At 51.0% G+C, this 23,069-nt stretch carries 23 protein-coding genes and 2 pseudogenes; 14 read left to right on the forward strand and 11 right to left on the reverse strand.

Annotation, left to right across the window (positions count from 1 at the left end; translation table 11 throughout):
• The first annotated feature begins 6 nt into the window (after positions 1-6).
• The 3 genes and pseudogenes from fdhF (at position 7) to OEL83_18440 (ending at position 3,917) form a co-directional block, all read left to right on the forward strand.
• A complete protein-coding gene (gene fdhF / locus OEL83_18430; protein ID MDK9709025.1) occupies positions 7-2,694 on the forward strand; it encodes a formate dehydrogenase subunit alpha in 2,688 nt (895 codons plus the stop codon).
• Positions 2,695-2,827: 133 nt separating this feature from the next.
• Positions 2,828-3,214 (forward strand): hypothetical protein, encoded by a 387-nt coding sequence (locus OEL83_18435; protein ID MDK9709026.1) that lies wholly within the window; start codon positions 2,828-2,830, stop codon positions 3,212-3,214.
• 19 nt (positions 3,215-3,233) lie between these two features.
• A pseudogene (locus OEL83_18440) lies at positions 3,234-3,917 on the forward strand (DUF166 domain-containing protein).
• Positions 3,918-3,997: 80 nt separating this feature from the next.
• On the opposite strand, the gene OEL83_18445 reads toward OEL83_18440, so the two are convergent.
• The 3 genes from OEL83_18445 to OEL83_18455 all read right to left on the reverse strand — a co-directional run bounded on the left by OEL83_18445 (position 3,998) and on the right by OEL83_18455 (position 5,774).
• Positions 3,998-4,561 carry a rubrerythrin family protein gene (locus OEL83_18445; GenBank protein ID MDK9709027.1) on the reverse strand — a complete coding sequence of 188 codons (564 nt, stop codon included), beginning with the start codon at positions 4,559-4,561 and terminating at the stop codon, positions 3,998-4,000.
• 11 nt (positions 4,562-4,572) lie between these two features.
• Positions 4,573-4,764 (reverse strand): ferredoxin, encoded by a 192-nt coding sequence (locus tag OEL83_18450; GenBank protein ID MDK9709028.1) that lies wholly within the window; start codon positions 4,762-4,764, stop codon positions 4,573-4,575.
• A gap of 110 nt (positions 4,765-4,874) precedes the next feature.
• Positions 4,875-5,774: a YfiM family protein gene (locus OEL83_18455; GenBank protein MDK9709029.1), complete on the reverse strand. Its 900-nt coding sequence runs from the start codon at positions 5,772-5,774 to the stop codon at positions 4,875-4,877.
• A gap of 261 nt (positions 5,775-6,035) precedes the next feature.
• Between OEL83_18455 and OEL83_18460 the strand changes: the two are divergent.
• The 8 genes and pseudogenes from OEL83_18460 (at position 6,036) to OEL83_18495 (ending at position 12,984) form a co-directional block, all read left to right on the forward strand.
• A pseudogene (locus tag OEL83_18460) lies at positions 6,036-6,137 on the forward strand (Fe-S cluster protein).
• Between the two features lie 69 nt (positions 6,138-6,206).
• A complete protein-coding gene (locus tag OEL83_18465) occupies positions 6,207-6,818 on the forward strand; it encodes a DUF3786 domain-containing protein (protein ID MDK9709030.1) in 612 nt (203 codons plus the stop codon).
• 356 nt (positions 6,819-7,174) lie between these two features.
• Positions 7,175-10,210, forward strand: coding sequence for an FAD-dependent oxidoreductase (locus OEL83_18470; protein ID MDK9709031.1), 3,036 nt, complete (start codon positions 7,175-7,177; stop codon positions 10,208-10,210).
• 82 nt (positions 10,211-10,292) lie between these two features.
• Complete coding sequence (locus tag OEL83_18475) at positions 10,293-10,811, forward strand: hydrogenase iron-sulfur subunit (GenBank protein MDK9709032.1); 519 nt, start codon at positions 10,293-10,295, stop codon at positions 10,809-10,811.
• 50 nt (positions 10,812-10,861) lie between these two features.
• Entirely contained in the window at positions 10,862-11,524 is a 663-nt protein-coding gene (locus OEL83_18480; GenBank protein MDK9709033.1) for a methylenetetrahydrofolate reductase C-terminal domain-containing protein, read from the forward strand.
• A gap of 2 nt (positions 11,525-11,526) precedes the next feature.
• A complete protein-coding gene (locus tag OEL83_18485; protein MDK9709034.1) occupies positions 11,527-12,459 on the forward strand; it encodes a methylenetetrahydrofolate reductase in 933 nt (310 codons plus the stop codon).
• A gap of 30 nt (positions 12,460-12,489) precedes the next feature.
• Complete coding sequence (locus OEL83_18490) at positions 12,490-12,681, forward strand: CooT family nickel-binding protein (GenBank protein MDK9709035.1); 192 nt, start codon at positions 12,490-12,492, stop codon at positions 12,679-12,681.
• Positions 12,682-12,723: 42 nt separating this feature from the next.
• Complete coding sequence (locus tag OEL83_18495; GenBank protein ID MDK9709036.1) at positions 12,724-12,984, forward strand: hypothetical protein; 261 nt, start codon at positions 12,724-12,726, stop codon at positions 12,982-12,984.
• A 132-nt stretch (positions 12,985-13,116) separates the two neighbouring features.
• On the opposite strand, the gene folD is transcribed toward OEL83_18495, so the two are convergent.
• Together folD and OEL83_18505 are read right to left on the reverse strand one after the other, a co-directional pair.
• Positions 13,117-14,010, reverse strand: coding sequence for a bifunctional methylenetetrahydrofolate dehydrogenase/methenyltetrahydrofolate cyclohydrolase FolD (folD, locus tag OEL83_18500; protein MDK9709037.1), 894 nt, complete (start codon positions 14,008-14,010; stop codon positions 13,117-13,119).
• Positions 14,011-14,173: 163 nt separating this feature from the next.
• On the reverse strand, positions 14,174-15,949 hold the full coding sequence (locus tag OEL83_18505; protein ID MDK9709038.1) for a formate--tetrahydrofolate ligase: 1,776 nt from the start codon (positions 15,947-15,949) through the stop codon (positions 14,174-14,176).
• Positions 15,950-16,635: 686 nt separating this feature from the next.
• On the opposite strand from OEL83_18505, the gene OEL83_18510 reads away from it, so the two are divergent.
• Positions 16,636-18,342 (forward strand): FAD-dependent oxidoreductase, encoded by a 1,707-nt coding sequence (locus OEL83_18510; protein ID MDK9709039.1) that lies wholly within the window; start codon positions 16,636-16,638, stop codon positions 18,340-18,342.
• A 16-nt stretch (positions 18,343-18,358) separates the two neighbouring features.
• On the opposite strand, the gene OEL83_18515 is transcribed toward OEL83_18510, so the two are convergent.
• From OEL83_18515 to OEL83_18525, 3 genes are read right to left on the reverse strand one after another with little or no spacing between them, the layout of a single operon-like run.
• Complete coding sequence (locus OEL83_18515; GenBank protein ID MDK9709040.1) at positions 18,359-18,808, reverse strand: hypothetical protein; 450 nt, start codon at positions 18,806-18,808, stop codon at positions 18,359-18,361.
• A 52-nt stretch (positions 18,809-18,860) separates the two neighbouring features.
• Positions 18,861-19,061: a hypothetical protein gene (locus tag OEL83_18520; GenBank protein ID MDK9709041.1), complete on the reverse strand. Its 201-nt coding sequence runs from the start codon at positions 19,059-19,061 to the stop codon at positions 18,861-18,863.
• A 14-nt stretch (positions 19,062-19,075) separates the two neighbouring features.
• Positions 19,076-19,261, reverse strand: coding sequence for a hypothetical protein (locus OEL83_18525; protein MDK9709042.1), 186 nt, complete (start codon positions 19,259-19,261; stop codon positions 19,076-19,078).
• A gap of 412 nt (positions 19,262-19,673) precedes the next feature.
• Between OEL83_18525 and OEL83_18530 the strand changes: the two genes are divergently transcribed.
• Positions 19,674-20,225: a DJ-1/PfpI family protein gene (locus tag OEL83_18530; GenBank protein MDK9709043.1), complete on the forward strand. Its 552-nt coding sequence runs from the start codon at positions 19,674-19,676 to the stop codon at positions 20,223-20,225.
• A 21-nt stretch (positions 20,226-20,246) separates the two neighbouring features.
• On the opposite strand, the gene OEL83_18535 is transcribed toward OEL83_18530, so the two are convergent.
• Together OEL83_18535 and OEL83_18540 are read right to left on the reverse strand one after the other, a co-directional pair.
• Positions 20,247-20,624: a DUF2237 domain-containing protein gene (locus OEL83_18535; protein ID MDK9709044.1), complete on the reverse strand. Its 378-nt coding sequence runs from the start codon at positions 20,622-20,624 to the stop codon at positions 20,247-20,249.
• Positions 20,625-20,738: 114 nt separating this feature from the next.
• Positions 20,739-21,281 carry a CoA pyrophosphatase gene (locus OEL83_18540; protein ID MDK9709045.1) on the reverse strand — a complete coding sequence of 181 codons (543 nt, stop codon included), beginning with the start codon at positions 21,279-21,281 and terminating at the stop codon, positions 20,739-20,741.
• A 440-nt stretch (positions 21,282-21,721) separates the two neighbouring features.
• Between OEL83_18540 and OEL83_18545 the strand changes: the two genes are divergently transcribed.
• Positions 21,722-22,495: an NRDE family protein gene (locus tag OEL83_18545; protein MDK9709046.1), complete on the forward strand. Its 774-nt coding sequence runs from the start codon at positions 21,722-21,724 to the stop codon at positions 22,493-22,495.
• A gap of 36 nt (positions 22,496-22,531) precedes the next feature.
• On the opposite strand, the gene OEL83_18550 is transcribed toward OEL83_18545, so the two are convergent.
• The gene (locus OEL83_18550; GenBank protein ID MDK9709047.1) at positions 22,532-23,068 is read right to left on the reverse strand and encodes a DUF309 domain-containing protein; all 537 of its coding nucleotides are present in this window, start codon (positions 23,066-23,068) and stop codon (positions 22,532-22,534) included.
• Position 23,069: the final 1 nt, after the last annotated feature.

Consider the following 23,069-nt stretch of genomic DNA (forward strand, 5'->3'; position numbering starts at 1 on the left):
GCAGCCATGATTAATTTGACAATAAATGATCAACAGGTGGCAGTTGCCGAGGGTACCACCGTCCTTGAGGCCGCTCGACAGCTCAATATTGATGTTCCAACACTCTGCCACGACCCCCGGCTCAAGCCTTACGGAGCCTGTCGTCTGTGTATCGTAGAGATAGCCGGGATGGCCAAACCGGTAACTTCCTGTACCACGCCGGCAACCAACGGCATGGTGGTGAAAACCGAGAGCGAGAGGCTGTATCGTTTGCGCAAGACGACGGTGGAACTGCTCCTCTCAGATCACCCGAATGACTGCATGGTTTGTATTGGTACCGGTGACTGCAAGTTGCAGGAGTTGGCCTACTCGTATGGAATTCGTGAAAACCGTTTTGACGGTGCGATGCGCGATCATAACCGTGTTGATGCCAATCCCTTTATTACCAGGGAGCAAAACAAGTGTGTTATGTGTGGACTTTGTGTCCGGGTCTGCGAAGAGGTGCAGGGGGTTGGTGCCATCGGCTATGCGGAAAGGGGTTTTGGGGCGAAGGTGACACCGCCCTTTGGTGCCGATCTGGATTGTGAGTTTTGTGGCCAATGCGTTTCCGTTTGTCCGACCGGGGCATTGTCGGGACGGCTTTGGGCCGGTAAACCGCGAATGGAAGGGGTTCAGCTCACCGATACCACGTGCACCTACTGCGGTTGCGGCTGTAACCTGACCCTGCGCAGCCATGCGGATCAGGTTATCAGAGTAGACTCCAATCCTCAAAACCATAATCGTGGCTGGCTCTGCGTCAAAGGCCGCTTTGGTTTTGACTTTATCGGCAATCCCGACCGACTCAAGAGCCCGCTTATCCGGCGGGAAAAGGGTGGCCAGTTTGAGAAGGCAACATGGGATGAGGCCCTTGATTATGTTGCCAAACGGATGACTGAGATCAAGGCGAAACACGGTGCCGATGCCCTTGGTGGACTGTGTTCAGCGCGATGTACCAATGAAGAAAATTATCTCTTTCAAAAACTCATGCGCGCTGGGATCGGCACCAACAATGTCGATCACTGCGCACGCTACTGACACAGTGCAACTGTGGCCGGTCTGGCCGCAAAGTTTGGATCAGGAGCAATGACCAACTCGGTTGCCGAAATTGCTGAGAACGAGGCGTTACTCGTTATCGGCTCCAACACCACGGAGAATCATCCGATAATTGCTTTGCGGATGAAAGAGGCGGTGGCAAAGGGAGCAAAGCTGATTGTCGCCGATCCCCGGCGGATACCACTGGTGAAGTTTGCCACTCTCTGGCTGCGGCATCGGCCGGGAACCGACTCGGTTCTCCTTAATGCCATTATGAATGCCATTCTTGCCGAAGGGTTGGAAGACAAAGAATTCATCGACACAAAAACGGAAGGATATGCCGATTTTGTAAAGTCTCTTGCTTCCTTTACCCCTGAGTTCGGTGAAGAAATCACCGGGGTCCCGGCCGGGGATATCCGTAAGGCCGCACGTATCTATGGTTCGGCAAAAAATGCAGGGATCTACTACGCCATGGGCATCACCCAGCATGTCATGGGGACCAATAATGTGCATGCCGTCGGCAATCTGGCGCTCCTTACCGGCAATGTTGGTAAACGCGCAGCCGGTGTCAATCCGTTGCGTGGACAGAACAATGTCCAGGGGGCCTGCGACATGGGTGGCCTACCCAATGTGTATCCTGGCTATCAGAAGGTTGACGACCCAACTGTTCGAGAGAAATTTGAGAAGGCATGGGGAAAAACCTTGTCCGGAAAACCTGGTTTGCCGGCAACTGAGATGACCGGGGCAATGCTCTCCGGACAATTGAAGGGACTGTATGTCTTCGGCGAAAATCCTGCCTTGTCTGATCCTAATACCAGCCATTCGGTGAAGGCCTTTGCCAACCTTGAGTTCCTGGTTGTCCAGGATATCTTCATGACCGAAACGGCGCAGTTGGCCGATGTAGTGCTTCCGGGTGTATCATTTGCTGAAAAGGAAGGCACATTTACCAGTTCGGAAAGGCGTGTCCAGCGGGTCAGAAAAGCGGTCAACGCCCCTGGCGAAGCGAAGGCTGATCTTGCTATTATTGATCAGATCTATAAACGCATCGATGGCCGTACCGATCTTGATACGACGCCGTCGCCTGCGGAAATATTTACAGAGGTTACAGGTCTTTGGCCTGGTATCGCCGGTATCAGTTATGAGCGTTTAGAGACAGAAAGCCTTTTGTGGCCTTGTCCGACAAAGGATCATCCGGGAACGGAATATCTTTTTAAAGAAGGCTTCAACCGGCCAGGAGGGAAGGCGCTGTTTACCGCCGTACCACATGTTGCTTCGAGCGAACTCCCGGATAAAGAATATCCGTTTGTTCTCACAACCGGTCGAGAGCTGTTTCATTACCATACCGGCACAATGACCCGCAGATCAGCGGGCCTGAATGCGGTGGCGCCGGAGGCCTTTGTTGAGGTCAATCCGGTCGATGCCGAGGCGATGGGGGTGAGCGACGGGCAGCAGATGACGGTCAGCTCAAGGCGGGGGATGATTCGCCTCAAGGCCAAGGTGAGCGATATCGTTCCGCCGCAGGTGGTCTTTATCCCCTTCCACTACCGGGAGGCCGCCGCTAATCTATTGACCAGCGACGCAATGGATCCGGTATGCAAGATCATGGAGGCCAAGGTCTGCGCAGTCAAGCTGGAGGCGAGATAGATCAAAAACTTGGACTGTAAGGGTATTGGTTTCATTTGAGCTGACACGCTGCTCAATTCAACTCTGCCTCCCCATTCCTTTCGCCGGGACTGGGGAGGCAAGTTCGTTGATGATCATTGGATATTTTGAGAATATGTCTGATTTTGTTGTAATTAAAGGAATTGAACAAACAATCAGCGATTGCGAAACCGTTATTGTTGTCCCGGAGATTGCCGCTACAGAAGCCGGTTATATAAAAACCTTTTCTAGAAAAGAGGTCGGCAACGCTAAACACGAGTTTCATGCCCTGGCCCAGATGGTGTATTTTCGCCTTCAGGATGGGGACATGGAGATCACTGCAATAGACTCCCCTGTGACTATTTGTTACGCCTCAGATTGCACTGAATTACAGGGCGGACTGATACTCTATCTCAACCAAAACGGTGATATGGGCGTTTTGGCCCAGTGCGGACAAAACCATAAGAAGCTCATTGAAGCCGCCTATCGATATTGTACCAGATGGGTTCGGCTCGATATATGAAACGATTGATTTTGGGATAATGGGGTTGATAGTGAAAGATCCAGGCTTGTCCACTCAACAAAGACTGATTGTTTTTCAGCAAAACGGTAGTGGTGAACAGAAGATCGCCGGGCTGAAGGAGTATGGCGGTGATCTGTTCGACCTCCGTGTCTACAATATCAATGGGATTTTGCCGCCAATTCTTGATAATACCGACGCGTATCTGCCCAAAGATATTGACGGCGATCTGGTGTTGGATTTCTTGAAGCATAACGATCTGTCGACAGATCTTGCTGCGCTGTGCGCCAAAAAGAACATTCCGGTTATTGCCTCGGGGAAAAAGATAACCTGTCAAGGTCTCTTTACCCCGCCAACCTGATGTGGTTTGCCAAGGCAGGTCGGCCTTGGAAGCTATGGTGAACACTTTGGTGCACCGGAATTTACCGTGGCAATCAAGGATGGAAGAATCACCGAGGTAGTGGTGGTACGCGGGGCTCCTTGCGGTGCGACTTGGGCCGCGGTGAAAAGGTTGATTGGCCATCCCGTGGATGATGCGGTGCGGAAGATTGGTTTGGAAACCCAGTTTTTCTGTTCAGCCGACCCGAGTGGCTGGGATCCAATATATGGAAAAAGCCCTGTACATTTCGCTGGAAAAATCCATAGCAAGGAATTGCAAAAGGCAATCGACAAGGTGCTCTCTGTCCTGGAGACAGCAGAGGATTGAATAAGGATATTTGGCAAGTTGCTGGGTAGAAAAATAGGCCAACACCGCAGGGCGTTGGCCTATTTTTTTTACCATTTCTCCTATAGCACCGCAAAATACCCCGGTGGCTTGACACAGGCAGGGCACTTGTCAGGCGGCGAATAGTCCTCATGCAGGTAACCGCAGTTGAGGCAACGCCAGATGACTTTTTTACTGCGTTTAAAGGCGCGGCCGGTGGTCAGGTCATCGGCCAGCTGACGAAACAGCAACTCGTGGTGCTTTTCGGCAACATTAATTGCGGTAAAGGTCTCCGCGGCTCGAAGAAATCCTTCCTCTGCCGCCACCTCTGCAAACACCTTGTACATAGTGTCATGGACAAACCGTTCCAAATCAGCAGCGGCTATAAGATTGGCAACAGTGTCCTTGATGACTCCGGCGGGAAAGGTCCCGGTTATTTCCAGTTCGCCACCGTTAAAAAACTTGAAAAACCGTAATCCATGGGCATATTCCTGTTCGGCGGTTTCGTCGAAAATCCTAGAAATATGGATAAGGTCCTCACTTCTGGCCTGTTCCGCAAAGAAGTTGTACCGAGTCCTTGCCTGTGCTTCCGCTGAGTAAGACAGAAGAAGGTTGTGTGCGGTTCTGCTGGTACGGAATCCGGCCATAGCCATCTCCGCTATTCTTCAACGGTGATGGCGTTAGCGCCGCATTCGGCGGCCGCTCTTCGGACTATGCCTTCGAGATGTTGCGGAATAACATCGAATTTAACTATGGAGAGCAGCTGGTCCTCATCGTAGGCAAATACCTCCGGACAAAGTTTATTGCAATTTCTGTCACCCATGCATTCCTTAGAAATCGTTGCTTTCATTGATGTCTCCTGTTGTAGTTGACTGTATCGGTGTGTTGTGTCGGGTCCTCGCCTCAACGAATGAAAACACTATAAAAAGTTGGGCTTTTCGTTGGCTGTTAGCGTCCATCTCAGTCGAGATCATGAGATGCTTTCAGCACGGTATAGGGAAGTTGGAGATATTCAAGGGTCTTGCCTGTCTTCTCCCACCCATTCTGCTGTAAAATCCTGGAGAAATTGATGCTGATACCTCCATAGAAGGACCTGCTGTCCTCTTCATCAGGTTCACCATATCCACGGGTGTAGTATCCACCATGCACCTCAAGGTATTGCAGGAAATTGTCTTCAAAGGTATCAAATCCGGAAAATTTCAAGACCATGGAATAGTAGTGGTTTGAATAATCGTCAAAGATGCCGTTGACATCATTTTCAAAAACATATTCGACCCTGAAGTCGATTTTTCGGTCAAGTTCGGGGAATTGCTCCATGACAACGCTGGTCAAAGCACCCAGGCTGTTGGCAATTACATCTTCATAGGAAAAACCTTGCGAGTCACTGGTGCCATCGCCGATTTCCATGGCCATCTGGACAGTCCAGGCAGAAAGTGCGGCATATAAATTTGCCCTGTCGGATGAGTAGCCCCAGCTTTTATACAGACCGGTCAGGGCGTCGGAGAAGGCATAGGTTGACCAAAAATGGCCCACCTTATCGGCACCACCATATTTGGAATCTTTTTCAAACCAACCCTCGTCGGCGTCAACCCAACCTTCCGACCCATAGTCCCACTCAATCAAGCCCCATACGCCGATAAGAGCTGCCGCGGTGAGATTGGTATAGAGCATCTTTGTTTCCTTGGGCTGTCTGGTCCACCAGCCATCCTCCGCTGTCGGGCCGGGGGCGTTTGGCGGGGGGGCAGGAACGCCAGTATCTTCCACCGGCAGGCCGGTTTGTGAAAATGCCGGAAATGGGTTGAACAAAGAGAGGGCAAGAAGGGGAACTGCAGTTTTACGTATCAGGGTATTAAGGTTCATAGCGAGTTGACGGTTGAAGTGATGATATTTGGAGAACAAAGGAAGATGCTTAAGAACCCTTTGTTCACTATTATCTTATGACATAACGTCGCAGTGATACTATAGTTGATAAGTTTTCGTCAAGAGTTGGTTGCGGGAAATGGCCAGGAGCGATTTTTCCGTCGAAAAAGTTCACTGGAGAGGAACTTGGCTTGCTCTTAAAAGTCTGATTTACTCGAAAAAGTGGAGGTTAGAGAAAATATGGCGGTTGCCAAGAATGTTATGGAAATTTTCACGGTACTTGAAAAAAGCAATTGCCGGGAATGTGGAGAAAAAACCTGTTTAGCATTTGCGGGAGCAGTATTTTGTGGAACGCGAAGGATAGCCGAATGCCCCAGGTTGCTTGGCCCGGCCCTTGAGCATTTTGCTTCAGGGGGAGAAAGCCAGTATGGCTTGGAAAACGACCTCGAAGGGATGGTCGCGGGATTAAAAAAACAGATATGCCAGTTGGACTTCGTGGCTACTGCCCAACGCATCGGAGCTCATGTCAAGGACGATGCCCTGCATGTAAAAATGCTCGGGAAGTATTTCTCTATTCTGAAGGACGGCAGTTTTAAAACGGACTTGCATCTGCTTCCATGGGTAGTTGTCCCTCTGCTTCATTATGTCTTAAACTGCCAGGGGAGTGAGGTGTCTGGTGAATGGCTTTCCTATAGAGAACTTCCCGGCGGCAAGGAAAAATATGCCCTATTTAAAAAGCGTGGAGAAGAGGTGCTTCTGCAACTTGCCGATAGATATACTGATTTTTTCGACGACATTTTACACATGTTTGATGGTCGGGAGGTGGAAAAACAATTTGAGTCGGACGTTTCCGTTGTTCTGCATCCCCTGCCACTGGTTCCTATAATGATATGTTATTGGCGGGCCGATGAAGGGTTGGCTTCGAGCCTCAATATCTTCTTCGATAGAAGTGCCGGAGCAAATATTGGTGCCGACCTGGCCTTTTCGCTTGGAACCGGGATTGCGCAGATGCTAGAGAAGCTGGCTATCCATCATGGATTCTGACCGACAATCCTATGTTGATTCGATCGTATTGAATTTTAATAAAATACTTTAAGAGAATCGATGGTCATGGCTGGTGATCGGAATTATGGCGCGAAAGGGTCTTGTAGTCCTTCTTTAGCGAAATAGTCAACTTGAAATGTTGAGAAAGTGTACCGGGGCAGGGAAACGGGCGAAAAGCTCAAAAAAGAGAAAAAAAGCTATGATAACAATATTTATCTATTATAATGCCAGACGATCGAATCCTTTACTGATGCATTATCTCACCCTATTGCCTTGATGCATGTGTGTTGAATTGCTGGTGCAGGTTGAATGGCTGGCGATTACCAATCAGGGCTCTTCCCATGGAGGTTTTTGCAGTGACCAGGATTACTCCGCAGCAAGACAACAAGGACAGGATAGGTGCAGTTTTGGTGGTTGGTTCAGGTATTGGAGGTATGCAGGCCTCCCTGGATCTTGCCAACAGCGGCCTGATGGTTCACATGATCAATGATGAGCCCTCGATCGGCGGGACGATGTCCCGGCTGGACAAAACCTTTCCCACCGGCGACTGTGCCATGTGTATGATTTCACCGCGCATGGTTGAATCAAGTCGCCACGCCAATATTAAAATGCACACCATGACTCGGGTTTTGAAGGTTTCCGGCGAGGAAGGTAATTTTACCGTGACCCTCGAACAGAAAGCCCGGTATGTTGATCCCGACCGTTGCACCGGCTGTGGTGCCTGCGAGCCGGAATGTCCTTCAAAGGTATCCAATTTCTTCAATCAGGGCCTCGATAAACGAAAGGCTATATACGCCTTGTTCCCCCAGGCGGTGCCCAATACCCGGGCGATTGATGCCGCTCATTGTTTATATCTCACCAAGGGCGTCTGCCGTAAATGTGAGAAGGTCTGCGATGCTAAGGCTATTAATTACGAAGACAAGGACAAACAGTTCGACGTAAAGGTCGGTTCGATTGTCCTTACCCCCGGTCTGAAAACCTACCAGCCGGAGATCCGTCAGGAACTCGGCTATGGCAAGGCAAAAAATATCGTCACCTCGCTGCAGTTTGAAAGGCTTCTTTCTGCCTCCGGTCCGTGCAGTGGCGTTGTTGCCAGGCCTTCGGACGGCCGCCATCCCAAACGGCTGGCTTGGGTGCAGTGCGTGGGTTCTCGAAACTCCCACAACGCCAACCCCTGGTGCTCTTCGGTGTGCTGCATGTACGCCGCCAAACAATCGATTATTGCCAAGGAGCATGATAAAGAGGTTCAGTCCACCGTTTTTTATATGGAACTGCGAGCCTTTGGCAAGGATTTTGACAAGTATATTGAAAAGGCCAAGAGGGATGCCGGGGTCATTTACAAACGAGCTATGATCTCCGAGATTATAGAAGACCCAAAGACCGGTAATCTTCTCATCCACTCGGTCGGCGAAGACGGCAAGGTGGTACACGAAGAATTTGATATGGTCATTCTTTCCATCGGCTTTGAACCTCGCAACGACGCCGCCGAGTTCTCAAAGATCTTTGGTATCGATACGGATACCTACGGTTTTGCCCAGACGTCGAAACTACGGCCGGTCGAGACCTCCAGGAACGGGGTGTATGTGGCGGGTACCTACCAGGGACCAAAGGACATCCCGGAGACGGTCATCCAGGGCAGCGGCGCTGCGGCAGGGGCCATGGCTTTACTCGGAGATCGCCGGGGGACCGAGGTAACAAAGGTAGTACTGCCTGATGAACGGGACATTACCTCGGAAGAACCACGGGTCGGCGTCATTGTCTGCCATTGCGGCACGAACATTGCCGGTACTGTCGATGTAAAGCGGGTGGCAGAGACGGCGGCAAAGGAGCCGGGCGTTGTTCATGCCGAGACAATCATTTACGCCTGTGCCCCGGACGGTCAGCAGAAGATTCGGGATCTCATCAAGGATAAGGGTTTGAACCGGGTTGTTGTTGCATCGTGCACGCCACGAACCCATTCGCCGCTTTTTCAGGATACCATCCGCGAGGTTGGCCTCAATAGGTTTCTGTTTGAATTGGCGGATATTCGTGAGCAGTGTTCCTGGTGTCATATGCACGACAACGAGAATGCCACCAAAAAGGCGATTGAAATCGTCAATATGATCGTTGCCAAAACCAAGCGACTTTTACCGGTGACCTCAGCGTCGGTTGGTGTCACCCACACCGCCTTGATCATCGGTGGTGGGATTGCCGGCATGACCTCGGCCCTTTCTCTTGTTGACCAGGGCTATGGGGTACATCTGGTTGAGCGGTCCGAGACATTGGGAGGACTGTTGCGGAATGTGCGTGCCAATCTTGAGGGCGATGATGTCAAGGCATTTCTTGCCGATACCATTAAGAAAGTCGAGAGTAGCCCGGCGATAACCGTTCACTTGTCGGCGACAGTAGACAAGGTCGATGGTTTTGTCGGAAATTTTGTGACAACGTTGACCAATGGTCAGACCGTCAACCATGGGGCCATTCTCATTGCTACCGGTGGAACGGAGTACAGTCCGGAAGAATACGGCTACAAGGATTCCGAAAAGATTATCACCCAGCGGGAACTCGAAACCCTGCTGGCTGAAAAGGGACCGGACAACCAGAAGACCTATGTGATGATTCAGTGTGTTGGCTCACGCGAGGAACCCAATAATTACTGTTCGCGGATCTGCTGCCAGGATGCACTGAAAAACAGCATTGCTATTAAGGAAAAGGCTCCTGATGCTCAGGTCGTGGTGCTTTATCGGGATATGCGGTCGTATGGCCTCAAAGAAGAATATTACCGTAAGGCACGCGATCTTGGTGTGCTGTTCTTTCTTTATGTTCCGGAGGAAAAACCACAGGTTGAGCCGGCCGGTGATAAGGTCAGGGTGACCTTGGCAGGCAAGGTGCTTGGCCGGGAGATGGTCATCGATGCCGACCACGTGATCCTTTCAACAGGACTTAGGCCGCAGCCGGATGGCGATGAGTTTGCCAAAAAGTTCAAGCTTACTTGCAATATTGATGGTTTTCTCCTTGAGGCTCACGTCAAGCTGCGCCCGGTCGATTTCCCCAGCGAAGGATTTTTCCTGGCCGGACTGGCGCACGCACCGAAGAATCTCGAGGAGACGGTGAGTCAGGCTTTGGCCGCCGCTGGTCGTACCGGGGCCTTGCTGTCGCACGAGAGTCTGACCGTTTCCGGTGTCATTTCCAAGCATAACCGCAATATATGCATGTCCTGTCTGGCCTGCGTAAAGAAATGTCCGTTCGGTGCGCCGTTTATCGATACCGATGGCCGGGTCAGTCACAACGAGGTGAAATGCACCGGCTGCGGGATTTGTGCTGGAGTGTGTCCTGCCAAGGCCTATCAGGTAAATTATTTCCGGGACGATCAGCTTCTTGCTATGATCGAATCGGTTACCGAGATGCATTGATATTCAGTAGCTTTTACGAGAGATAGCGGAGTTTGGGGAAGACAATTATTCAGAAGGTCAAGTCAACAAGAAGGAATGGATAATGGGGATTGACGCAGAAAAAATTGAAGAACCGAAAAGTCCGGAAAAACAACAGGATATTCCCTCCGACTGGAAAGCCAACATAATTGCTTTTGCTTGTCATTATTGCGCTTTTGCAGCCGCTGATCTGGCAGGGGTCATGCGCTTGTCGTATCCACCCAATGTCAAAGTGGTTCGCCTGCCCTGCACTGGCAAGCTCGACCAGGTTTATATCTTGCGAGCCTTTGAGCGTGGCATCGACGGTGTCTTTACCGCCGGCTGACTTGAGGGACAATGTCATTTCCTGGAAGGAAATTTGAATGCTGCCAAAAGAGTTAAGAAGGTCAAAGACATGTTGCATATGATCGGCATTGATCCGGCCCGGTTGGAGTTTTTTAACCTTTCTGCTGCGCAGGGACCAAGGTGGGCCGAGATCTGCACTGAGTTTAGTAAAAAAATCAGTGCAATGGGACCATCGCCCATATGGTTTGCCCTTCAAAAGAAAAAAGTGTCCACGGAGAATGAAAAACAGGCCGCCTGATATGTCCTGTGGCGGAACTACCGTTTTACTGACGAAGGAGTGGAGAGGCTATGATAGTAGGACAGCAAAAACCGTTTGATGAAATATGGGGGATGGTTAAGGACCATAAACAGCTCACCGTATTCGGGTGTAATACCTGCGTTGCCGTGTGCCACCAAGGTGGCAACAAAGAGGCGGAGATTCTCGCCTCCCTGTTGCGGATGCGGGCTACCCAGGAAGGTGTCGAGATTGAAATTAAGAACGGCGGTATTGAGAGACAGTGCGAACATCCGTTCTTCGAGTCAGCCAAAGATCTTCTGGATAGTTCAGAGGCGATCCTCAGCATGGCCTGTGGTATCGGTGTGCAGTTTGTCGCTGAAAAATATATGAGTACCCCAGTGTATCCGGCTTTGAACACCACGTTTCTCGGTGATGTAAAGACCGACTGGCATTTTACTGAAAAATGCCAAGCCTGTGGCGATTGCATCCTCGGTATCACCGGCGGTGTCTGTCCGGTCAGCCGTTGTTGTAAGCGACTCTTCAACGGTCCGTGTGGAGGGTCTTCCAAGGGCAAATGCGAGATTTCCAAGGAATTGGATTGTGCCTGGCAGTTGGTTGTCGATCGCCTCGAAGCCCTTGGCAAACTTAATGATTATGAGAAGATAACCCCTATTAAAGATTGGTCGAAAGATCGTGCAGGCGGGCCTCGGTCATTTAAATTGGAGGGCTTTTAATCGTGGAAACCAAAACCAACAGCAAACTTGAGAAAATCTTTAAGAGTGGTGTTATGGCGGTTACCAGCGAGTGCGGTCCGCCCCGTTCAAGTGACCCTGCCCATATCATCGCCAAGGGTCATATAATAAAAAATCATGTCGATGCTATTAATATCACTGACAATCAGACAGCGGTTACCAGGCTATGCAGCCTTGCAGCCTGTATCCATCTAAAGTTGCAGGGAATGGAGCCGGTTTTGCAAATGGTTGTGCGTGACCGGAATCGGATTGCCCTGCAGGCCGACATACTCGGTGCTGCGTCTTTTGGTATTAATAACGTGCTATGCCTTTCCGGCGACCATCAGAGTTTCGGTGATCATCCAAAGTCGCAGAATGTCTTTGATCTGGATTCCATGCAGCTTGTTCAGACTGTCCGGCATATGCGCGATGAGGGCAAGTTCCTCAGTGGCGAGGAAATCAAGCGCCCCCCCAGCCTCTTCGTTGGTGCGGCGGCTAATCCTTTCGCTGATCCCTTCAAGATCAGGGTTCCGCGTCTGGCTAAAAAAATCGCCGCTGGTGCCGAATTCATTCAAACCCAGTGTGTCTACAACCTCGACAAGTTTGAACTGTGGATGAAGGGTGTTGTCGAAAGGGGCTTGCATGAGCAGGTGTATATTATGCCTGGTATCACCCCCATGCGGTCAGTGGGTATGGCAAAATACATGGCCCGCGCCGTACCGGGAATGGATGTACCCGAGGAGCTTATCAAGCGACTCTCGGGAGTTCCCAAAGAAAAGCAGGCGGAAGAGGGAATCACTATCGCTGTTGAGTCTATTCAGCGTTTGAAGGAATGCAAAGGAGTCAGTGGCTTCCATATTATGGCTATTGAGTGGGAAGACAAAGTACCCGAGATAGTTGAAAGATCTGGTCTGTATCCACGACCGGTCGTTGAGTAGAGTTCGGTGCAGTAAGGCAGAGAGGTTGGTATGTGTCAGACAAGCGTAATGATGGAAAAAGATGGTGGCGTGGAGTTGCTTTTGGAAAATGTCACAAACCTTGAAGTGTTAAGTGACAGTTTAAGTATTACCACCTTGTTTGAGGGTACGACTTCATGGCCGGGGGTGGCGATTCGTCGTATCGACTTTTCTGCCGGTAAGGTGTATCTATACCGAAAGTGATGACCTGAAAAATATTTTTAGGTTCAAAGAATTGGAGATGGAATGGACAATGTCGAAAAGCTGCGGGTCATGCTGCAGCACTGGATAGAGCACAATAAAGGTCACATGGATGAGTTCGAAAAATGGCGGACAACCATGAGCGATGAAGGACGGAAGTCGCTTGCCGGTCATATACAGCGAACTATGGAACTTATGGCCTCGGTCAATGTCGAACTTGGACAGGCGCTTCAAGAGGCCGGAGGTACAAAGCACGATGATGACCACCATCATCACCACCATGACGGTGGTCATCACCATCACTAAAACGCTTCTGGCCGACTGCGAACGGCTTCATGGAGTGTTGAGTTTCTTAAAGTAGAAAGATTAAAGGCGGAAGAATCGATCCCTCGATTCTTCCGCCTTTTTTGCTTCTATTGATCGTTGGAGAGGAGATGTTTACAGTCCGAGGCTCTTCTTGGCTGAGGCGAGGGTGTTTTTCATCAACATGGTGATGGTCATTGGGCCGACTCCACCAGGTACCGGTGTGATTTTTCCGGCAATTTCCTTAGCTTTCTCAAAGTCAACATCGCCCTTGAGAATGGCTTTTCCGGTTTTCTCATTCATGCCGACACGATTGACACCGACATCAATAACCGTTGACCCAGGTTTGATCCATTCCGGTTTTACCAGATCCGGAACACCGGCTGCGACGATGAGAATGTCAGCGCGTTTGCAGTGGGAGGCAAGGTCCTTGGTGCGTGTGTGAACAATGGTAACGGTGCTGTTGGCACCTTTGCCTTTTTGCGCCATCATCATGGCAATCGGCTTGCCGACGATGTTCGAACGGCCGACAACCACCACCTCGGCGCCGGAGGTTTCAGTGCCGGAACGAACGATGAGTTCCTGGATACCGGCCGGCGTGCAGGGCAGGAAGCGAACCTCGTCGCCGCCGATCATTAATCTGCCGACGTTGACCGGATGGAAGGCGTCAACGTCCTTGTCGGGATCGATAGCGTTAAGAACTTTCTTGTCATCGATGTGTTTCGGCAGGGGTAACTGCACCAGAATGCCATGAATATTCGGATCTTTGTTATATTTGTCGATCAGGGCGAGCAGGGCCTCTTCGGAGATGGTATCCGGTTGATCGTCCTGGATTTCATTGAATCCGAGGCCTATCGCGGTTTTTACTTTCAGGGTGACATAGCTGATGGAGGCGGGGCTTTTGCCGACGAGGATGGTCACCAGGCCCGGGACCTTGCCGGTTTTGGCTTTCATCGCCTCGACTTCCTGTTTCAATTCGGCAAGAATTTCTTCTCGAATCTTGGTTCCACTAATAATTTCAGCAGTCATATCGCTTGAGCTCCTTTTTAGTACAGTAGAAATTCATTTTTTGAAAAGAATTTCGTGAAGGTACTTACCCCGTTTACGGGGATAAAAATCCTGGGTCAATTCAATCAAGAAAAAGAGGGGCGGAAGGTTCAGTCTCTTCCGCCCTTGTGCTGCACATAATTGTTTAGAATACACCCTCAACCTTACCGGTTTCCAGATTGACGTCAACGCGCTTGAACGCCGGGTTGGAGCTTGTGCCGGGCATGAGGCTGATGGTTCCGGCAACGGGAACGATAAATCCAGCACCACCGTAGGTGAGAACTTCCCGGATGGTTAACCGCCAGCCCTTGGGCACACCCTTCAGGGCCGGGTTGTCGGAGAGTGACAGGTGGGTCTTAACCATACACATGCCGAGGCCGGCAAGTTTTGGATCGGCCTGAATCCTATCGATTGCCTTGTTGGCCTCGCCGGAATAATCGACACCGTCGGCGCCGTAAACTTCCTTGGCGATGAGCTCAATTCTTTCCTTGATCGGCATATCAAGACTATAGAGTAACTTAAAGTTGGACTTCTCTTCGCAGGCTTCTACAACGGTCTTGGCGAATTCGATGGCACCTTCGCCGCCTTTCTCCCAATGCCTGGACAGTGCAACGCGGGAGCCTTCCGCTTCACACAGCTCACGAACCTTGGCGATCTCCGCGTCGGTATCGGTGTAGAAGGCATTGATGCAGACAACCGAGGGAATACCGGCCTTGCGGACATTGCGGATATGATGGATGAGATTGGCGCAACCTTTGGCAACCCAGTCAACGTTTTCGGTTTTATATTCGGCCGGCATTGGTTTGCCGGGAACGGGAACGGGTGCACCACCGTGGCATTTGAGTGCCCGGATTGTGGCAACGATAACTACACAATTGGGAATAAGGCCGGAGTAGCGGCATTTCAGGTTCCAGAATTTCTCGAAGCCGATATCGGCGCCAAATCCGGACTCGGTTACATGGTAATCGGCAAGTTTAAGGCCAATGCGGTCGGCGATAATAGAGCTCTGGCCGATAGCGATGTTGGCGAAAGGTCCGGCATGAACGATAACCGGCTGGCCTTCGAGGGTCTGCATGAGGGACGGGTTGATGGCATCAACCATCCATGCGGTCATTGCTCCGGCAACCTGCAGATCTTCAGTGGTGATTGCTTTGCCGGTTTTCGAGTAGGCAACAACGATCTTGCCCATTCTTTCACGCATGTCTTTCAGGTCGGTGGCCATGGCGAGGATCGCCATAACTTCCGAAGAAACGGCGATACCGAACTTGGATTTCATCATGAAGCCATCGGTTTTGCCGTTAACCCCGTCAATACCGATAATGATGTTGCGGAGGGCCTGGCAGCAGAAATCCATAATCCAACCCATAGCAACGTTGGTAGGATCGATGTCAAGACGCTTCATGCCGGACAATCTTTCCAGCTGTTCGTCGTTGTAGTTTCTTTCATGCTGCATACGGGAGGTCAAAGCAACCATCGCTAAGTTGTGGGCGTTCATGATGGCGTTGATGTCGCCGGTGAAGCCGAGCGAGAAGGGGGTGAGCGGAATGCACTGGGCAAGACCACCACCGGCTGCCGATCCCTTGATATTCATGGTCGGGCCACCGGATGGCTGACGGATCGCGGCACAAACGCTCTTGCCTATTTTGCCTAAGCCTTGAACCAGGCCCATGGAAGAGGTAGATTTTCCCTCGCCAAGCGGGGTTGGGGTAATTGCTGTAACATCAATGTATTTGCCGTCCGGTTTGTCCTTCAATCTTTTGAGTACTTTTTGGAAGTCAATTTTAGCAATGTAGTGACCCTGGGGGAGCAACTCTTCCTTGGTCAAGCCGAGTTTCTCGCCGATCTCATAGATCGTTAACATCGTTTTTTCCGCATCTTGTGCAATTTCCCAGTCCGCATGCTTGGTAGGATCTAAAACCATGGTACACTCCTTTGTTAAATTGCGGCCCTCTTCGAGCCAGTGAAAGAGTTACAGCGTCTCCAGCGTATTCTTTGGTAATGAGGTGACAAATGCCGCCACTTTGACACGAAATCCTCGCCAGTCATCGCAGTGCTGGAGGTAGGTGGAACAAGCCGACAAAAAGGCACAATTTTTCAAGGTACAACTCGAATAATTTCTTGCTGGGCTAGTGAAGACAGTTCGCTTTGATGCCCAAATAACAGGAAATTCGTACCATAAACAGCTGCGATTATCAATCGGTTTTAATAAGGGAGTTTTGTAAGAATTTTTAAAAGTTACCAGAGAAATAAAACGGGAGGATGCGGGTACTTTTTGTGTCTGAAGTCTAAACAGTTCAAATATCCGATGATGGCTCGTTGGGACAGCTTTACGTTCAGGCGAAAGAGAAGATGCAAACTGCATAAGGGAATTAATAAAGCGTGGCCGCTATCGGCCAGAGAACTTTTTGGGAGGGCAATTCTTCTTGCATATCTTGATCAAACAACGCCTCACAGGTTCTGTTCAGGAATTATGAAAAATATGGAAATATACGGAAATACACACATTGTGGTATTGCCTGTTTCGTCAAACCTACTACAATGTTTTGCGTATCGCGTCACCGTCTGGTGGTGACGAAGCAATACAATACACCAAGATGAGGAATGGTTATGGCGAAGAAAGTGGTGATCATCGGTGCGGTGGCTCTGGGCCCTAAGGTTGCCTGCAGATTGAGACGTCTTGATCCCGAGGCTGAGATCACCCTTGTCGACCGGGATGATATTATTTCCTATGGAGGATGCGGGATTCCGTACTATGTTGGCGGTGATATCAATGATATTGAAGATCTCTGCAAGACAACGTCGCATGCTATCAGGGATAAAGCCTTTTTTGAGAGCTGTAAAGGGCTGAGGGTTCTCACCAGGGTTGAGGCGAGGGCGATCTTGCGGCGGGAAAAACAGGTGCTCGTATGCAATTTGGAAACCGGCGAAGAAAATCTCCTTGATTATGACAAGTTGGTGCTGGCTACAGGGGCAAGAGCAGTTCGTCCGCCATTTCCCGGAGCTGATCTGTCGAGGGTCTTCACCGTATCAGATCTGCACGATGCCAAGACCTTGAAGACCTTGATGTCGGCAGGCAAGGTCAATAAGGCTGTCGTTGTCGGGGCGGGTGCAGTGGGCTTGGAAATTACCGAAGCACTGACTGATTTATGGGGCATTGAGACAACGCTCGTGGAAATGGAAGATCAGGTGTTGCCCACCCTGCTCGGTAAATGTATTGCCAGGGTGGCCGCCGTAGAGCTGCAGCGTCACGGTGTTGAGCTGCTCCTTGAAGCGAAGGTGCTGGCGGTTTCGGAAAACGAGGAGACTGGACGCTTGATAGTCAGGACCTCGAGGAAATCGTTAGAGGTTGACATTGTTGTTCTGGCTGCAGGTGTAAGGCCGAATACATCATTAGCGCGGGAGGCCGGATTGGCCCTGGGGGCTTCGGGAGGGATCAGCGTCGACCGGCGGTTGCGAACCAGCGATCCATCGATCTATGCCGGTGGCGATTGCGTGGAGATCCGCAACCTGATCAGTGGGGAAAACATGCTCATGGCCCTTGGATCGCTGGCCAATCGGCAGGGTCGGATTATCGCCACCAATATAAGCGGTGGGCAGAGCCATTTCAGGGGAACGGTTGGCACCTTCTGTTTAAAACTCTTTGAGTTGGGGATAAGCAAGGCAGGGCTCACCTATCGGCAGGCAAGGGAAACCGGCTTTGATCCGGTGTATGGCGTCGTATCCCAGGCCGATCATGCCCATTTTTACCCGAGTTCCGAGCTTATGTATATCTCTCTGCTTGCCGACCGAAAGTCACGGAAGATTATCGGTATCGAGGCTGCGGGGAAAAACGGTGATGCCGTGAAGTCGCGGGTGGATACCGTTGCCGTACTCCTCGGCCATGGTGTCGATGTCGATGAGATTTGCAGTCTGGAAACCGGATATGCCCCACCTTTTGCCTCGGCGATGGACGTGATCAATAACGCTGGTAATGCCCTCGACAATATCTTGGCCGGTGGCAATCGGCCGATCGATGCCGCTGATTTTCTTTACGAGTTCGCCCATAAGCCAACCCGGGTTATCGACATTCGAGGGGAGAAGGAGGCGGCGCCGTTCAAGGCGAAATACGGCTCCAGGTGGCTGAATTTCCCGCAGGATCAGCTGCGCCGCAGATTTATTGAAATACCAAAAGACGAGCCATTCTTCCTGCTTTGCGACACTGGGCCGAGATCCTACGAAGCCCAGGTGTTTTTGACCGCGCAGGGCATCACTAACACCCGCAACGTCCAAGGTGGCTTCGCCATGATCAAGGTCACCGACCCGAACTTCATCTGAAAGCCGCCGGAATTGTTTAATGAACGGGGACCGTTACCGGTTTCTCGGCAACATCGGACCCCGGGTATTCGCGGAGCTGCCCTTCCAGGGTAATGACTGTCCAGTTGCCTTCACTGTCGCAAGCCTTCACCAGACACTCAATAGTATCTCCGTTTTGCAGAGATAGAACGCAGGGCTCGTTGATATTCCGGCCGGTGATGGCGGTGAATTGGCGGGATTTGGTAAGCTCCCTGAACTGATCAATGGTTTTCTCAAGGGCAAGGATCCGGTTAAACTCCTCCGGATCTGACTCGCGGATTTCCTGAAGCAATTCCTCGATTTCCTTCTTTTTGGCGGCGATGAGCTGCACGGTTTTTTCCATCTCTTGCCGTTGATCGGAGGGCAGGGAAAAAAGAATTTGCTTGTGGATTTCTATGTCTGCTTCGATGTAGCTGATTTTCTTAAGGAGATCTTGGGTCTTTGCCATGGACTGTTCCTGTGGTTGCTGGGATTTTTTCTGTTGGAGGAAGAAAGGAACACTACCCTTTTTGCATTCGCCGCGGCAGTTTTGCGTGATAATTTTCTTTAAGAAAGGCAAGGAAATCCTGATTGGCGGCGAGACGGCCCTGCCTGTAGGGTTCCTCCGTCAAAGATGCCTCAGGCGCGCCCGCAGATTTTTCAATTTCCGCCTGCCGTTCCGCCAGTACCCGGTACAGATCGAGAAGATAATTATAGGCCATGGTGGAGTTGCCGGTTAGTAGTAAATAAAGTTTTTAAGATCAATGTTTTCCTGAAGATATTTGCGTATCCACCGCAGTTCCTCAAGTTGTCCCCGGGCGTATGCAGCGGTTTTTGCATCGTCGGCTTTTGCGGCTTGTTCCGCTGCGAGGATTTTTTGACTGAGGTGCTTATGTATCTCAACTGAGAATTCGTTCGGCATGAAGACCTCCGGGTGACAGCGTACCACCGTGGGTATTTATCCAGTGACGCACTCATGTCGTCGCAATTGTTGCACCTTGCGCCTTTAATTGGCTGGAATTGCCGGCCAGTCAGCATCGCAAAAAATGTGCGATAAAAGCGGGTAAGAGTGCCAGGTTGTTCAATGTGGCAGATGATATCGGTTCAGCCGTTTTTGTCAAGAACTGTATGGCGAGGTCAATGTGATGCCGCCGATCGATCTTGACCAGGATAGCTATTAGTGGGTATTCTAGTGCAAGTGTCCCGCTCTTCAATAACAGGTGAATGGAGACTGTCTGGGGCCTAATGCCAGCAATTCGATGTACGACAGCAGTACTGTCCCGGTAGACCTTGCCAAATATTGCATGACATTCCCGTTACCTCTGGAGACCCTCATGGATAAGAAAATTCTCGTACCCTTGGCCGAAGGCTTTGAGATGCTGGAGGCACTGAGTATTGTCGACGTCTTTCGCCGGGCCGGTGCTCACGTCGACTTGGCCGCCGTCGGTGAAGATCTGCAGGTAACCTCTTCCCATCACGTTACGGTTACGGCAGATCTATTTCTTGCTCAATGTTGTAACGAAATCTACGACTTGATTGTATTACCCGGCGGTATCCCCGGGGCGCAGAACCTGCAAAAATCGGAGCTCCTCGTGGAACTCCTGAAAAATCAAGAGAGTGCCAACAGGCTGTATGGGGCAATCTGCGCGGCACCGGCCCTGGTGCTTGAGCATCATGGGCTCTTGGCAGGTAAGAATGCCACCTGTCATCCCGGCTTTGTCGAGAAACTCAGCTCGCAGGCTTATGCCGACGAAAGGGTGGTAGTCGACAAAAATTGTGTCACCTCAAGAGGAGCGGGCACCTCTATTGAATTTTCCTTGGCCCTCCTCGGTATGGTCATGGGTTCGGAGAAAAAACAGGCAGTGGCCAAGGGCATGGCAATTTGATTCCTGGCAATTTTCTTGGTGTCAGCTGTATCCGTTTTCGATCGAATAGGCGAGGAGATCCTCAAGAGACACATAATTCAACGCAATCTCATGGGTTGCCGCCAGATTCACCCGTGGCGCCACTCCATGCTCCAAAGCTTCACGCCACCTTGCGGCACAAAGACACCAGCGATCACCGGGGCGCAGACCGGGAAAGCCACCGAGCGGATTTGCCGTTGAGAGGTCGTTGCCTCGTATTTTTGAGAATTCCAGGAAGTCCTCGGTAACCTCGACGCAAACTCCATGCACGCCGTAATCATCGGCAGTTACCTTGCAGCTGCCTTCGCGGGTAAAGCCGGTCATCGGTTCGATGCTGCACATCTCCAGTGCTGTGCCGAGAACGTTTTTCTGTGAGGTCATACATCCTTCCTTGTTCTATTATATTCATGAGCCTGGCACGAGATTGCTCGGGCGGTCGGCAAGTACACTCACTGCCTCTTCAACTGCGAGGTGCGACAGATCTGTCTATATTCTTTATTGAGAAAAAACCGTCAATTCCTTTTCTAGAGGATCGTTGATGAAAAGAATTGATCGGAGCAGGCGGTAGGTAAAACCCCAGAGAAAATAATCGCCAACCGGATAGGCCGGGAAAAAGCGACCGGGCAGCATCTCCACCTGACGATGCAATTGTGGTTCTTGAAACTGGGCGGTGTCCAGCCATAATGCACCTTGGATTTCACGGGGATTAAGGCGAAGCAACGGTGGTTCGGCGAGGGTGAAAAGGAAGGGTTGTACCCAAAGTGGCTGATGGACTAACCTGCCGGCGGGCTCGAGAACCAGACTTTGCTGCAATTGGTCATTTTTGAGAATAATCCCGGTTTCTTCGGCGGTCTCCCTGATGCAGGTGGCCAAGAGGTCTGCATCTGCTGCATCCTTTCTGCCGCCGGGAAAGGAGAAATGTCCTGACCAAGGATCTTTGGGATGTGCTGCTCGCCTGAGGATTAAATAACTATCCCGAGGCGTGCAACAACGGATGATGGCAACGGCTGCACTGCCTTCCTGGGGGGGGATTAGCATGGCGGATTCGGCTCTTTGCTGGTTGTAGGGTTTAGGTTCAGCCTTCAAGTACTCTTTCAACAAAGTACCCTCTTTTAGATGAAAAGCAAGGCCTTGTCGCCTCGTCAGGTTTACCGGTATTCCGCATAGTAATCCTTGTGGGAGGTGGTATACTTACTATATCCGTGATACCGAGGAATTTATGGAAACCTTTCAAAGGAGCAAGTCATGAGCCATGATGTCACAGTATTCCGGCCATATCCTTTTCGAGTTGGGCAAAAAATCCGTATTGAGGGGTCGCGTCGTGCGGGTGATTGGGAAATTGCGGCAATTGGCGAGCATACTATCACCCTCAGATGCCCGGTATCAAAAAGGGAATTTGAATGGGCGGCATTTTGCTATCTGATTGAAGAGGAACATAACGTCGCCTGGCCGCAAAGGCACTAAAGCCGAGGGACTCCATGTGCCTGCTGTTTTTTTCATATCGGACGACTCCCGGCTACGAACTTGTCGTCGCGGCCAATCGCGATGAATTCTTGGCCCGGTCGACCGCTCCCTTGGGATATCTCGACCCGGAAAAAACCATTTTGGGTGGCCGGGACCAGCTGTGCGGAGGGACGTGGCTCGGAATTAGCGCTGAGATGCGCTTTGCAGCCATAACCAATTATCGCGATCCAGTCGCCAACCGGCCGGATGCACCTTCACGCGGCGGGATATTGCTGGAGTTTTTGATGGGGAAAAAGAGCCCCGGAAAATTTCTGGAAATTTTGGCGCAGGAGGCCTCTGCTTTTAATGGCTTTAACCTGATCGTCGGCGACTCCCGGGAGCTGTACTACTATACCAACAGGCTGCATGCACCCCAGCTACTGGCTCCGGGCTTTTACGGTCTTTCCAATCACCTGCTCGACACCCCCTGGCCCAAGGTGCGCCGCGGCAAAGAGTTGCTGCGTCCCCATATGGTCGAGGCGAACCCCGTTGATCACTTGAAATTATTAGAGCTGCTGGCTGATCGCCACCAACCGCCGGATAACCAGCTGCCGACTACCGGGGTGGGGCTTGCCTGGGAACGGCTGCTCGGCACTATTTTCATAAATGGCAGCGACTACGGCACCAGATCTTCCGCGGTAATCACCGTCACTGAATCGGGAAGAATAGAGTTTACCGAGAAAACCCTGCACCGAGAAGGAGAAAAGGATCTGCGGCCGGAGCTGGTATGCCTGACATTTAATACCTAGGCAATAATTGCCGATCCAATGCTGAAAAAATTCTTGTTAGTGCTGTAGCGTCGGTGGCTGGGACTTTTGATCACGCAAGGCGGTTATTAGTATGTCCGGGTCAAAATAGGCCGCGAGCAGGGCGCGATTTTCCTGCAACACCGGCACCGCTTTTTCTCCGATTCGCCGCGCCGAATCCATATATCCGTACTCCCTTTTAATATAGACCCCAGCCGCACGGATCAGCGCCTGAAGGGTAAGCTTCATGGAGCCTGTTGCCGAATACCAGGCATTTTCCAGGACTTCGTGCACCTCAAAGAAAAGGCCGAGATCCCAGAGTATCAAGCTGCGCTTGATCGGGTCGGTGATGCCTCCGTCTTTTATGATCGACAGTGCCTTTTTATATCTGGTGTACCGGTCTTCGAGATAGTTGCCGTAGCAGTCGGCGAGCGCCCTTTGTCGGTAGGAATCGACGATATTGACAAGCTCTCCTGATTCTCCGTTATCGAGGGCCTGGGCGAGTCCTGTGGAAAGATCATTCCGCAGGTCACGGCTTAATCGGTCAGTGAATGGGTCAAAGATTTGGTTGCTCATG

This window comes from Desulforhopalus sp. (assembly GCA_030247675.1).
GTDB lineage: Bacteria > Desulfobacterota > Desulfobulbia > Desulfobulbales > Desulfocapsaceae > Desulforhopalus_A.